The 12,488-nt window shown below is 40.5% G+C and carries 11 protein-coding genes; 5 read left to right on the top strand and 6 right to left on the bottom strand.

Translation table 11 applies throughout. The annotated features are described in order from the left end of the window. Nucleotides 1-155: 155 nt before the first annotated feature. Both F0226_RS11245 and F0226_RS11240 read right to left on the bottom strand, forming a co-directional pair. Entirely contained in the window at nucleotides 156-317 is a 162-nt protein-coding gene (locus tag F0226_RS11245) for a hypothetical protein (protein ID WP_171735726.1), read from the bottom strand. A 71-nt stretch (nucleotides 318-388) separates the two neighbouring features. Continuing rightward, nucleotides 389-565: a Flp family type IVb pilin gene (locus F0226_RS11240; protein WP_171735725.1), complete on the bottom strand. Its 177-nt coding sequence runs from the start codon at nucleotides 563-565 to the stop codon at nucleotides 389-391. Between the two features lie 172 nt (nucleotides 566-737). Here F0226_RS11240 and F0226_RS11235 point away from each other — a divergent pair, with 172 nt between their 5' ends. Together F0226_RS11235 and F0226_RS11230 are read left to right on the top strand one after the other, a co-directional pair. Continuing rightward, complete coding sequence (locus F0226_RS11235; protein WP_171735724.1) at nucleotides 738-1,478, top strand: AraC family transcriptional regulator; 741 nt, start codon at nucleotides 738-740, stop codon at nucleotides 1,476-1,478. Between the two features lie 160 nt (nucleotides 1,479-1,638). Continuing rightward, nucleotides 1,639-3,327, top strand: a complete 1,689-nt coding sequence (locus tag F0226_RS11230; RefSeq protein ID WP_171735723.1) for an AMP-binding protein — start codon at nucleotides 1,639-1,641, stop codon at nucleotides 3,325-3,327. 153 nt (nucleotides 3,328-3,480) lie between these two features. Here F0226_RS11230 and F0226_RS11225 read toward each other — a convergent pair whose 3' ends face one another. Further along, nucleotides 3,481-3,687, bottom strand: a complete 207-nt coding sequence (locus F0226_RS11225) for a DUF1127 domain-containing protein (RefSeq protein WP_171735722.1) — start codon at nucleotides 3,685-3,687, stop codon at nucleotides 3,481-3,483. A 103-nt stretch (nucleotides 3,688-3,790) separates the two neighbouring features. Here F0226_RS11225 and F0226_RS11220 point away from each other — a divergent pair, with 103 nt between their 5' ends. Continuing rightward, complete coding sequence (locus F0226_RS11220) at nucleotides 3,791-4,741, top strand: LysR substrate-binding domain-containing protein (RefSeq protein WP_171735721.1); 951 nt, start codon at nucleotides 3,791-3,793, stop codon at nucleotides 4,739-4,741. 44 nt (nucleotides 4,742-4,785) lie between these two features. After that, entirely contained in the window at nucleotides 4,786-5,001 is a 216-nt protein-coding gene (locus F0226_RS11215) for a VF530 family protein (protein ID WP_171735720.1), read from the top strand. Between the two features lie 167 nt (nucleotides 5,002-5,168). Here F0226_RS11215 and fusA read toward each other — a convergent pair whose 3' ends face one another. Next, nucleotides 5,169-7,253 carry an elongation factor G gene (fusA, locus tag F0226_RS11210; RefSeq protein ID WP_171735719.1) on the bottom strand — a complete coding sequence of 695 codons (2,085 nt, stop codon included), beginning with the start codon at nucleotides 7,251-7,253 and terminating at the stop codon, nucleotides 5,169-5,171. Nucleotides 7,254-7,487: 234 nt separating this feature from the next. Continuing rightward, nucleotides 7,488-8,867, bottom strand: coding sequence for a DNA repair protein RadA (gene radA / locus F0226_RS11205; protein ID WP_137373467.1), 1,380 nt, complete (start codon nucleotides 8,865-8,867; stop codon nucleotides 7,488-7,490). A 179-nt stretch (nucleotides 8,868-9,046) separates the two neighbouring features. On the opposite strand from radA, the gene F0226_RS11200 reads away from it, so the two are divergent. Next, on the top strand, nucleotides 9,047-11,395 hold the full coding sequence (locus tag F0226_RS11200) for a PilZ domain-containing protein (protein ID WP_171735718.1): 2,349 nt from the start codon (nucleotides 9,047-9,049) through the stop codon (nucleotides 11,393-11,395). 99 nt (nucleotides 11,396-11,494) lie between these two features. Here the strand turns inward: F0226_RS11200 and serB are convergent, their stop codons facing one another. Continuing rightward, the gene (gene serB / locus F0226_RS11195; protein ID WP_171735717.1) at nucleotides 11,495-12,475 is read right to left on the bottom strand and encodes a phosphoserine phosphatase; all 981 of its coding nucleotides are present in this window, start codon (nucleotides 12,473-12,475) and stop codon (nucleotides 11,495-11,497) included. Nucleotides 12,476-12,488: the final 13 nt, after the last annotated feature.

Here is a 12,488-nt window from a genome sequence, read left to right as displayed (position 1 = left end):
TATGGATACTGTATTAATAAATAAAAGACTATCTAGAGTAACTACTGTAATTATTAATATAAGCAACTTATTTGGTATTCTATTATCCCTAGCATCAAATACAGCAATAATAAAAAACAGTCCCCAGATAATAATGTCCATATTTAACCCACAATTTAAAATAAAGTGGCAAAGTTAGCTGTTAAAATATCTCTAAATACAATAAACAACCCAGCGAAACCAATAACAATCAATCCAGCCCCTACAACATATTCAACTACTGTTAGCCCTGATTCATCATTGATAAAATCTCTGATGGTTTTTAATTGATGGAACATAATACTAACCTCATAAATGTTGAGCTTGCTTATCATTAAACAAGCTCTAAACATTCGCTATATTACAATGGCTATGAGCCACTTGACGAAAACACCGTACCTAACTCATCGCTTAATGTTGTACTGAATGTACCAAAAATACCTGTAAGTCCAGCAACCAATAGCCCTGCACCAACTACGTATTCAACTACTGTTAGCCCCTCTTCGTCTTTCATAAATGCTTTACAATTGTTAATAAAGTTATTCATAATTTGGTCTCCTTCCAAATGCAACTTATGCCTAAGTGCCTCTTAAACTTAGGTACAAGTTTCAAGAGTAGTTAGGACTTTTTTGTCTTCTTCTTGCACTTTCTTGCTACTCATCTAATCTATATATACACAAGGATGTCACCTTAAAGTTTATTAGATACGAGCGTATTTTATGGAAGCGACACATATCGGTCACTGGATTGGCGCCCCTCTAAATAGCTTAATGATAGAAATATCATCTGAGATATCAAATAGATTCGATATTATCGAGCATGGAAAAGATATCTCAATCCTAAGTGACAGTAATGTTAGTTTTTGCTTTTTCTGTTACGACTTCAATAATAATAATGACCTTTTAGAATCAGCTTTAGTGATCAGCAATAATCTGGCTAAGAACTTAATAATCATCAATAAAAGTGACACAGAAAGAAGAACACCACTCAACAACTGTATTTACGACAGTTATAATGTAAATATGAAAGGAATTGATTTATGGCTAGATGAATTAGCATCAAAAGTGAGATTAAGTTTCTCAAGTAATCACGAATACTTGGAAAATAAACAGTTAGAGCCACTTATTCTTAAAAAGAACGTGAATAAAGAGCTGATTAATACATTGAGATACATTGAAAATAACCTTTCCGACACCATTCGTGAAGAAGATTTAGCAGAGAAGTGCCACTATTCTGTCACCTACTTTTCTAAAGTGTTCCATAAAGCGATTGGGATTAGCTTCCGAGATTACCTATGCAACAAAAGGATTAATCAAGCAAAGTCTATGCTACTGACTGATCGCTCCTCTAAAGTCGCTTTTATTGCTTATCAGTGCGGCTACAGTGACGTGTCATACTTTTCTCGAATCTTTAAAAAGAAAACCGGTATGACGCCTTGCGCGTTTCGGCACATCCACTAGATCATTAACTGCTCAAATCACACTTACACTGCTTATGTTTTAACTCTGTGAAAAGGCATGATAAAGTTAACAAGTATTTAACATGAAAAACAAGCTATCATAAATCAATAAGCTAACATAAAAATAATAAGCTAGATTGCCAATAACACGGAGTTAGAGAATGATCCAACCTAACGAGTTAAGCAAACCAACCTGCGCTCTCCCGCCACCAAATGAAATGATCTTAAAATGGGCAGAGGAACGCCCTAATGAGGTTTACTTAAGACAAATTATTAATCGACAATTCGTTGAATTTACCTATCAAGAAGTTGCCGACAAAGCACTTAGGTTAGCCAGCGCACTTGAAAACTTAGGTGCTAAACCTGGTGATAGAGTCGCTTTAGTTTCCAAGAACTGTGCTGAATGGTTTATTTGCGACTTAGCCATGATGCTAGGGGACTTTGTCAGTGTACCTATTTTCCCTACAGCTGGCGCTGACACCATTGAATACTGTATTACACATAGCGAAAGCAAAATCGTTATCACTGGTAAGTTAGATGACCCAGCCGCTACTCAAAAAGTTTTAGATGACAACCCGAGCTTAATCAGCATTTCATTACCTTATGATACGGCAGCTCAATGTACTTACACATTTGATGACCTCATCAGTCAAAACAGTCCCACAGAGAAACGCCCTGAACATTACGACGATAAACTGATGTCGCTCGTATATACCTCGGGCACCTCTGGTTTACCTAAAGGCGCAATGCTCACCTATGGTGCATTCTGTTGGTCTGTACAAAGGTTAATTGACCATATTGGTATAGAGAAAAACGATCGACTCTTCTCATACCTTCCACTTGCTCATATAACAGAGCGTGTTTACATCTTTGGTTCATCCATTGTTGGTGGGGTACAAACAGCCTTTCCAGAGTCGCTAGATACTTTTATCGATGATGTGAAAATGCAAAGGCCAACACTGTTCATCTCAGTGCCGCGTTTATGGACGCTATTCCAACAAAGAATCCAAGATAAACTCCCACAGAAGAAGCTCAATTTCTTATTGAAGATCCCTTTTGTAAACGGAATCATTAAGAAAAAGCTCGCTGACGGTTTAGGGTTAGATCAAGCTCGTGTTTTAGGCTGTGGCTCAGCGGCTGTACCACCAGCTTTACTTGAGTGGTATGAAAGCGTTGGTTTACACATTACTGAAGCGTGGGGAATGACAGAATCATTCGCGTACAGCACGCTTAACTACCCATTCAGAGCTGACAAGATTGGGTCTGTAGGTAATGCAGGGCCAGGAATAGAGTTAAAAATTGCACCTGAAGATGATGAAATTTTAGTTCGAGGTGAGGGGTTATTCTCTGGCTATTATAAGAATGATATTGCGACACAAGAAGCCTTTAACTCTGAAGGGTGGCTTCATACGGGCGATATTGGCTCGCTTGATTCCGAAGGCTACTTAACCATTAGAGGTCGTAAAAAAGATACCTTTAAAACCGCTAAAGGTAAATTTGTTGCTCCCGTTCCGATAGAGAATAAGCTGTTTGAATACAGCCGTGTTGAAATGATGTGTTTAATCGGCCTAGGTCTTCCTGGTCCAATTTTACTCGTCGTCCCTCATGACTTTCCGAATTTTGATCAAGACCGCTATGAGAGAACCACTAAACGCGTAATCGAAAAAATGAATGCGCAATTAGCCTCTCATGAAAAAATTAGAGGCGTCTTAATGATAAAAGACCCATGGAGTATTGAGAACGGTGTTCTTACTCCTACATTGAAAATTAAACGACATATTCTTGAGCAAAAATACCATGAAATTGGGCACAACTGGCCGAGTGATAAATTGGTTGTTTGGGAAGAGTAGAGTTAAGAGCAAACATATCATTTGAATCAGACTTAGACTTAGACTTAGACTTAGACTTAGACTTAGACTTAGACTATTCATTATAGAGAAACAAAAGGGAGCACAATGCTCCCTTTTTTAATATGCATCCAAAGATTGATCCCTTCAACATCGTTAATCCCAAAAAGGTCTAGAAGACTCTTTGTTCGCTTCAACCTTTGATACTCCTATATCTTCTAGCAAGTAATCTGGTAGTTCTGAAAGATCTTTACGCGTTTTCGAATTTTGCCTCCATTTTAAAAAGTAAGAATAGAATTTCTTAACCAAAGTAGTAAATGAAAGCTGCAATAAATCATTATTTCTTTTCGTTGTAATATCCATAATCCAAATACCTCTTGTCGATTCTCTTTACGTGATTAATAATCGAACAAGTTCGTATTTCTAACAAACGATTAATATCGACATACAGTTAAGGTATTCTAATGTGAAAGATAAAATGCCCCCGCTACAAGGCTTGTACTACTTCTACAAGGCAGCTCAATTTGGAAGTTTTAAACTCGCAGCCGAAAGCTTATTTGTTACTTCAGCTGCTATCAGCCAACAAGTCCGTTTACTTGAAGAGTTTCTTGGTACTCCCTTATTTATTAGACAGCACCGTAAGGTTGTGCTCACTTCTGAGGGGCAGATTTTGTTTACACAAGCTAAAAAAGGCTTTGCTCATATTCAAGATGGTGTCAGACAAATCAATCAAGACCCCGATCCTAATCGATTATCTATTTCAACTTTGCCCTCTTTTGCACAAAACTGGCTAGTACCAAGGGTCAACCAATTCCGAGAAACGTTTCCTAGCTTATCTTTGCTGATAGAACCAACAAACAGGCTAGTCACTTTTGAAGACTCTTCTGTCGATTTATGTATCCGTTACGGACAAGGAAAATACGCTAATTTAGAATCAATCCTATTAATGGAAGAGATCATCTACCCTGTCTGCCACCCTATTTATCAAGAAAAGCACCAAATCTATGATATTGACGACCTCTCAAGGGCAGAGCTGATTGAAGATTCATGGCCAGATATGGACTGGGAACACTGGCTAACAGCCTTCAGCAAGGTAGGTAAGCAATCCAGCATCAAGTATGACGGGTCTCATTTCGTGCTAGAAGGGGCTTTGTCCGTTCAAGGAGTCGCACTAGTCAAACACAGCTTAGCTCGGCGCTACATTGAAGAAGGAAAACTGGTTCGAATTGGAAATAAAGCGATAAGGCCTAGATATAAGTATTTTTTATGTGCGCCAAAAGGCTACTTTAAGCGTAAGAAAGTTCAAGATTTTCAAATGTGGATTAGTGAGCAAGTGAGGATATTTCAAGAGCAGGATATTCATGACTTAGAGGTTATAGACTCCGACTACACTTTAAAATGGGAACAAGAGAAGTAAACTAGCTGCTATAATGCGCTGAAAATTACAGATGAGATAGAATAATGGCACAAGCGAACAACCCACTGCATGGCATCACTTTAGAGAAACTATTAACAGAGCTCGTGGAGCATTATGGCTGGGAAGAATTAAGCTATATGGTCAACATAAACTGTTTCAAGAAAGATCCAAGCGTTAAATCTAGTTTGAAGTTTTTAAGAAAAACAGACTGGGCACGTACTAAAGTAGAAAGTATCTACGTGCAATTAAAGCAAAGCTAGCTTTCGCTAAACAGCTAAACAGCTAAACAGCTAAACAGCTAAACAGCTAAACAGCTAAACAGCTAAACAGCTAAACAGCTAAACAGCTAAATACAGTGTTACTAATAAACAAAAGCCCCGCTAGTTAAACTAGCGGGGCTTTTTAAGTTATTTCAGATAAGGGCTAATTACTTAGCTTCTTTTTCTGCTTTAACTTTTGCAATCACTTCGTCAGCAACGTTAGTTGGACATGGTGAGTATTGTGCGAATTCCATAGAGAATTGGCCACGACCAGAAGTGATAGTACGTAGGTGACCGATGTAGCCGAACATCTCAGAAAGAGGTACGTCAGCTTTAATACGAACACCAGTAACACCAGCTTGTTGATCTTTGATCATGCCACGACGACGGTTAAGGTCACCGATAACATCACCAACGTGATCGTCTGGAGTGAACACGTCAACGTTCATGATAGGCTCAAGAAGTTGCGCGCCAGCTTTAGGCATAGATTGACGGAATGCACCTTTCGCTGCGATTTCAAATGCGATAGCAGATGAATCGACTGCGTGGAAACCACCATCGTAAAGCTCAACTTCAACGTCTAGCGTAGGGAAGCCAGCTAGTACGCCGTTATCCATCATGCCAGCAAAGCCTTTCTCAACTGCAGGCCAGAATTCTTTAGGAACGTTACCGCCCACAACAACTGACTTGAATGAGAAACCAGAACCAGCTTCGCCTGGTTTGATACGGTAATCGATCTTACCGAATTGACCAGAACCACCAGATTGCTTCTTGTGCGTGTAGCTATCTTCAATTGCTTGAGTGATAGTTTCACGGTAAGCAACTTGAGGAGCACCTACAGTTAGGTCAACGCCGTATGTACGCTTAAGGATATCTACCTTGATGTCTAGGTGAAGTTCACCCATACCTTTCAGGATAGTTTCGCCAGTTTCTTCGTCAGTCTCAACTTGGAAAGATGGATCTTCTGCAACCATTTTACCGATCGCGATACCCATTTTCTCAGAACCGCCTTTATCTTTTGGAGATACAGCGATAGAGATTACTGGAGTTGGGAAAACCATTGGCTCAAGCGTTACTTGATCTTTTGGATCACATAGAGTGTGACCAGTTTGCACGTTCTTCATACCAACGATCGCAATGATGTCACCAGCTTGTGCGCTAGTTAGTTCGTTACGGTCATCAGCTTGCATCTCAACCATACGGCCAACACGCTCAGTTTTACCTGTGAATGAGTTAAGAATCGTGTCACCTTTGTTCAATTTACCAGAGTAAATACGAACGAAAGTTAGAGCACCAAAACGGTCATCCATGATTTTGAATGCAAGCGCTTTGAAAGTTTCTTCCGTAGAAACGATAGCGTGGTTACCAGTTTCTTCGCCAGCTTCGTCCATTAGAGGTTGAGGATCAACTTCAGTTGGAGAAGGTAGGTAATCTACAACAGCGTCAAGAATGATTTGAACACCCTTGTTCTTGAATGCAGAACCACAGTAAGTTGGGAAGAACGCTAGGTCACGAGTACCTTTACGGATACAACGCTTGATGTCTTCAATAGAAGGCTCTTCACCTTCCATGTAAGCTTCCATTAGGTCATCGTCTTGCTCTACAGCAGTTTCGATTAGCTCTTCACGGTACTGTTCAACTTCGTCAACCATGTCCGCAGGAACATCAAGAAGTTCGAAGTTTTCAGGAAGACCAGTGTCATCCCAAACGTATGCTTTGCGGCTTAGAAGGTCTACAACACCTACGAATTCATCTTCGCGGCCAATTGGTAGAACCATAACTAGTGGGTTTGCACCTAGAACGTTTTTAACTTGGTCAACAACGTTAAAGAAATCTGCACCCATACGGTCTAGTTTGTTAACGAAGATCAGACGAGATACTTCTGATTCGTTAGCGTAACGCCAGTTAGTTTCTGACTGAGGCTCAACGCCGCCAGAACCACAGAATACACCGATACCGCCATCAAGTACTTTAAGAGAACGGTATACTTCAACTGTGAAGTCAACGTGTCCAGGAGTATCGATAACGTTTAGACGGTGACCGTTCCAGAAACAGCTTACAGCTGCTGATTGGATAGTAATTCCGCGCTCAGCTTCCTGTTCCATGAAGTCAGTCGTTGATTCGCCATCATGTACTTCACCAGTCTTGTGGATTTGACCAGTTAGCTTAAGGATACGCTCAGTGGTAGTAGTTTTACCCGCATCAACGTGCGCGAAAATACCAATGTTTCTGTATTTCGATAAATCTGCCATTGTCTTACTCTGTTAATAGGATATAAAATGCGCGCAGAGTATATCACAATCTGTGAAGACTGATAGCTTTGCATGCATTTGAGATTGAAAAACTTCACCTTTTCAGAACAAACTGAAAAGGTGACTCAATTAAAACAATCTAAGCGATTGTTTATTAAAAGGTTAGAATCATTAAATGTTATTTAATAACCCTAAGCTGATTACTGACCTATAGATTAGCTGAAGTAAAATTGATTACAACTCATCAAAGGCATTAATTGCTTCAGATAGCTTTTTAACTCCATGAATTTGCATTCCAGGAATCCCACCTTTGGGCATATTTGCCGCAGGTACAATCGCCTTAGTAAACCCATGTTTAAAGGCTTCATTTAAACGTTCTTGTCCACTTGGTACGGGGCGAATTTCACCGGCCAAACCAACTTCACCAAATACCACTACATCTTTAGGTAGTGCGCGGTCTCTAAAGCTCGATAAGAGCGCCATGACTAATGCTAGGTCAGCACTTGTTTCGGTTACTTTAACGCCACCAACTACATTAACAAATACATCTTGGTCAGCCATCTGCAAGCCACCATGCTTATGTAACACAGCCAGCAGGAGTGATAATCGATTCTGTTCAAGACCAACCGCTACACGACGCGGGTTAGCCAACTGTGAATAATCTACTAAAGCTTGAATTTCGACAAGTAAAGGGCGAGTCCCCTCCCACACTACCATCACAGAGCTGCCCGACGTTTCCTCTTCACCACGAGACAAGAATATTGCTGAAGGGTTACTGACCTCTTTTAGACCTTGTTCCGTCATGGCAAAAACACCTAGCTCATTCACAGCGCCAAAACGGTTTTTATGACTTCGAAGTGTTCTAAACCGGCTATCCGTTCCACCATCTAGCAAAACCGAACAGTCAATAATATGTTCCAGAACTTTAGGACCAGCTAACGTTCCGTCTTTAGTTACGTGACCCACTAAAAATACCGCAACATTATTTTGCTTGGCATAACGCGTTAAAGCAGTCGCAGATTCTCGAACTTGAGCCACACTACCCGGTGAGGATTGCACATCCGCCACATGCATAACTTGGATCGAATCGATTACCATTATTTTAGGTTGTTCTTTTTCTGCGACTTGGCAAATTTTGTCGACATTGGTCTCTGACAGCATCTTCAAGTGATCTTTAGGCAACCCCAACCGAGAAGCTCGCATGGCGACTTGCTGTAATGATTCTTCACCCGTGACATATAAGGTAGGTATCTGCGAAGACAACAAACACATTGTTTGTAACAGCAGCGTCGACTTACCGGCACCAGGGTTACCACCAATCAAAATTGCCGCACCCGGAACAACACCACCACCAAGCACACGATCGAGCTCTTTAAAGCCACTACTAAAGCGTGGGACTTCTTGAAGGTTAATTTCAGAAAGAGTCTGAACCGCTGATTCCGTCGCTCCACCTGCATAACCAGATAGTCTTTCATTTCTCGCAACTTGTGGCGATGCAGCTAACCTGACTTCCGTTATTGTGTTCCATGCCCCACATGCATTGCACTGACCTTGCCAACGCGGAAAGTCTGCGCCACAGTCGTTACATACATATGCTCGTTTCGCTTTAGCCATATGACCTCAATTGTTATACAACATAATTAAAGTTGTACTAAGTAACCTAAAATTTAAAACTCTGTGACTCAGTTGACCGTACGCATGAAAATAAAAGTTGCAGTAAGCTTACTTATACTTAAAGATCGAAGGTAACTAGTCGATAACATAAATGCCCAGACCATTTTAACAATAAAAGTATGCAGCAATCTGAAATTCTATCTTTAGCTGAGCGGCTTATCTCCGCTTACCATGCCAGTGACTTTGATTACCTTCTTTCGCAAATGACAGAAGGGGAATCCCCGTCGCTCAAATTACTCGTTAAGATGGAATTGAATCGTATCATGGCTCCGTGTACTAAGAGCATTGATTTACGAGGTCGAGTTGATACAGAGTGCCATCAATATGTGTTAGATGGTCGCAAACACTGGTTAGATGATATTGCATTTAACGCGTATCAAAAAGGCACAATAAAATTCAAAGGTTATACTGAAGGTGTATGGGAGCATTTAATCAACTCTCGAAACACCTTCCGAACAAATAATGTCAATAAGCCACCAGCTGAAACCAAAGAACTCACCAGTGCCAGTAGCCCTTACGAAGCTGAACCTATCAACCTAGGTTACGATCTTAAACGCAAAGAAAACCGCCTAAGACTGCACTCTCAAGTAGAAGTAAAAGCTTCTAAGGGGCAAGTGTTACAAGCCGTTACAGTCGATATTTCTCCGTCTGGGGCTAAGTTCAAAGTTCCGAGTGCATTCAAATATAACCTAGGTGAAGTGATTGCCGTTTCATTTACTGAATTGACAGAAAAATCGTCATTAACTGATGTGAGCGACGCTGTTGAATTTAGAGTCTTAGGCATTGACGACTCTTACGAAAACAATGCTGTTAAGTATCTCAGAACTATTCGCCTCACAGATACTAATATCATGAGCCAATTGATTGATGAGGCTTTACATAGCGCAAGTAAAAAAACACAGCATGAGAACCAAGACAAAATAATACGAGCTCGCTCTCGTGGCTTTGAACATACTTTTTTAAAGCACACTTGTAATTTGCCACTCTTTTTTAAAGAAGATGAACTCAAGCTCGCCTTACTAACCGATAACAACCACCCACTATGGCAGTATTGGCATGATGAACGTAACCAGCATGCTCTCGGTACTTTGTTTAACGAACAAAGAATGAAACAGCTAGCTAAGCCTGGTGTTAAAGGCACGAGCACTGTTATTTATTCTTTTACTCATGTTCACCAAGATAAAACATTATTTTATTCAATGATGCTTCCTGAAGCCTCAAGAGAGCAAAGACAATTATTTTGGCATGTAGGAGCTAAGCGAAAGAGTTGGAAAGCTTTCAAATTTTCTGTATTCGAGTTATCGAAAGAAGAGCGACAAGCATTAGCCTCTCACTCTGATAACTTAGATCAAAGCTCTGATGAATTAACGCACTGTGGAATTTTGCAAGAAATTGGCGATGAAGAGAGTGCTCAGGATTACCTACTTTCTGAAAAACCAAGAATTGCTAGTAGTGAGCTGAATCGTTTCCGTCACCCTCGAAAAGTGATAGGAAATATTCAAAGTATTTACTTTGACTCCCAGTCACGTCGTAAAGAACCTCGATATCAATTCAAATCGCCACTGCAAATTACCAGCCCTAGTGATGCGGCAGCAAATGGTTCTACCGTTGACCTTTCAAAGCGCGGCTTAAGTTTGACGCTGGATCAACCTCTAGTCTTGAAGTTTGACGATTTAATTTCCGTCAATTTCAGCGAACTTCAACTTTATGACAAAAAGCTACCTTTAAGCTCAGTGCCCTATCGCGTCATTCGAGTGAGCCCCAATGGAAAAAATGTACAGCTGGTTATTGAAGAAAACAGTAAAACAGTACGTACCATTGGCTTCTTAAACGGTTTAATTGAACAAAACCAAGATAAGCTAATAAAGAAAAAGGAACTGCTTCCAACTAACGCTTTACTGGAATCTTTACACAATATTCTTTTAAGCAAAATTGTCAGCAATCCGATCTTCATTGATAAACCAAGCTCCACATTGAGAACTAAAGTCATAGGCGTCAACTTCCCATTGCCGAATCACTTAATGTTATTAGCGAAGCTTGGGCACGAGCAGCACTTCTCTTTAGAGCCAATCTTTAAAGGGCATTCAAACTCATTATTGGCAGAGCCTCTAAGAAAGATTGAAGGTGCCGAACCACAGCACCATGACGTGTACATCGCCGCTATAAAGTTTGCAGGTAAGATTCAATCTGTTCACTCTAAGCTAACTAAAGATTTTACCTCGGTTAAAGAACGTATTCTGTTCATCAAGAAAGCACAGCAAATGGGTGAAATATATGTGCTTCGAGTATCGACAGCACCAATTTTTAACCCGTTAAGTAGCCTATTTCAGACGGACTTAGAAGAGTTAGCTAAAGTCAGCATGCATCAAGCTCGTAAACTTGAAAAGGAAGTCACAGCATTTGTTGGGTATGGTGAAGCTGAAGATATTACTGAAGAAGTGCTTATCCGATTAGAGTTAACAACCTGATATCAAGGTATGTACATACATAAAACAAAAAAAGCAGGCGTAATGCCTGCTTTTTTCGTTTTGCGTTAAGACTTTAAACGTAATAGAAACTGAAGTTCGCTACGGTTTTACTTTCCAGCTGATTTTTTGCTGCTTAGCTAGAACACCAGATAAAATACAGAGTACACCACCTAACCCAGAATAACGGACAGCAGTTTGAGCCAGCTCCTCCACTTTAGGTTTAGCGTGATAAGCGATACCCAAACCAGCCGACCCCATCATCACAAGATCATTAGCGCCATCGCCAACTGCGACTGTGTTATGAATTTCTATTTCATGCTCTTCTGCTAGTTCAACCAATATGTCCGCTTTGGTTTGCGCTGAAACAACATCACCAAGCACTTCCCCCGTTAGCTTCCCATTTACAATCTCTAAGGTGTTTGACTGGGCATGATCGAGATCTAACGTGTCTTTTAAATAATCGGAGAAGTAAGTAAAACCGCCAGACGCAATTGCCGTCTTCCAGCCAAGTGCATTCAATGTATTCACAAGCTCTACAAGATCTGGCATAAATGGTAATGACTTACGGACCTGCTCTAGAATCTCTTCATCTGCCCCCTTTAATGCACCAACACGCTGACGTAAACTTTGTTCGAAATCGAGCTCACCTTGCATTGCTCGCTCTGTAATATCAGAGACTAATGTACCTACGCCCGCTAACTTTGCGATTTCATCAATACATTCAATCTGAATGGCGGTTGAATCCATATCCATCACAATCAGACCTGGTTTAGATAAGTCAGGCACTTCACTCAAGTTTGCGTAATCAAGTTTTAATGCTTGTAAGATTTCCTCATGAGCCGGCGTTAAATCCCCCGACATCAAAGCCACCTCGTACTGACCGACCTTCCAAGTATCTAAAACGGTATTATAGAGACCAGTAAAGAAATCAATATCATCAAAATACTGAGGCGATAAGTACTCGCCAAATACGATCCAGTTGGCTTTTGATTTAGACAATTGCGACGAAAAACGAGTTTCCGGCAACCGAGTGATGAGTGTTGTATGCCTCTTAATCGGCAAATATTTGTGAGCGTCCATGTATGTAATTCCT

Source organism: Vibrio sp. 99-70-13A1 (assembly GCF_013114625.1).
Lineage (GTDB): Bacteria > Pseudomonadota > Gammaproteobacteria > Enterobacterales > Vibrionaceae > Vibrio.
The sequence above is the reverse complement of the archived record's forward strand: the minus strand, read 5'-3'. Positions and strand labels throughout refer to the sequence as shown.

What these genes read in the sequence shown, in the direction of transcription:
- F0226_RS11240 (WP_171735725.1), bottom strand. Translation starts at nt 565, where the DNA reads ATGAATAACTTTATTAACAATTGTAAAGCATTTATGAAAGACGAAGAG.
- serB (WP_171735717.1), bottom strand. Translation starts at nt 12,475, where the DNA reads ATGGACGCTCACAAATATTTGCCGATTAAGAGGCATACAACACTCATC.
- F0226_RS11230 (WP_171735723.1), top strand. Translation starts at nt 1,639, where the DNA reads ATGATCCAACCTAACGAGTTAAGCAAACCAACCTGCGCTCTCCCGCCA.
- F0226_RS11200 (WP_171735718.1), top strand. Translation starts at nt 9,047, where the DNA reads ATGCAGCAATCTGAAATTCTATCTTTAGCTGAGCGGCTTATCTCCGCT.
- F0226_RS11235 (WP_171735724.1), top strand. Translation starts at nt 738, where the DNA reads ATGGAAGCGACACATATCGGTCACTGGATTGGCGCCCCTCTAAATAGC.
- fusA (WP_171735719.1), bottom strand. Translation starts at nt 7,253, where the DNA reads ATGGCAGATTTATCGAAATACAGAAACATTGGTATTTTCGCGCACGTT.
- F0226_RS11215 (WP_171735720.1), top strand. Translation starts at nt 4,786, where the DNA reads ATGGCACAAGCGAACAACCCACTGCATGGCATCACTTTAGAGAAACTA.
- F0226_RS11245 (WP_171735726.1), bottom strand. Translation starts at nt 317, where the DNA reads ATGTTCCATCAATTAAAAACCATCAGAGATTTTATCAATGATGAATCA.
- F0226_RS11225 (WP_171735722.1), bottom strand. Translation starts at nt 3,687, where the DNA reads ATGGATATTACAACGAAAAGAAATAATGATTTATTGCAGCTTTCATTT.
- radA (WP_137373467.1), bottom strand. Translation starts at nt 8,867, where the DNA reads ATGGCTAAAGCGAAACGAGCATATGTATGTAACGACTGTGGCGCAGAC.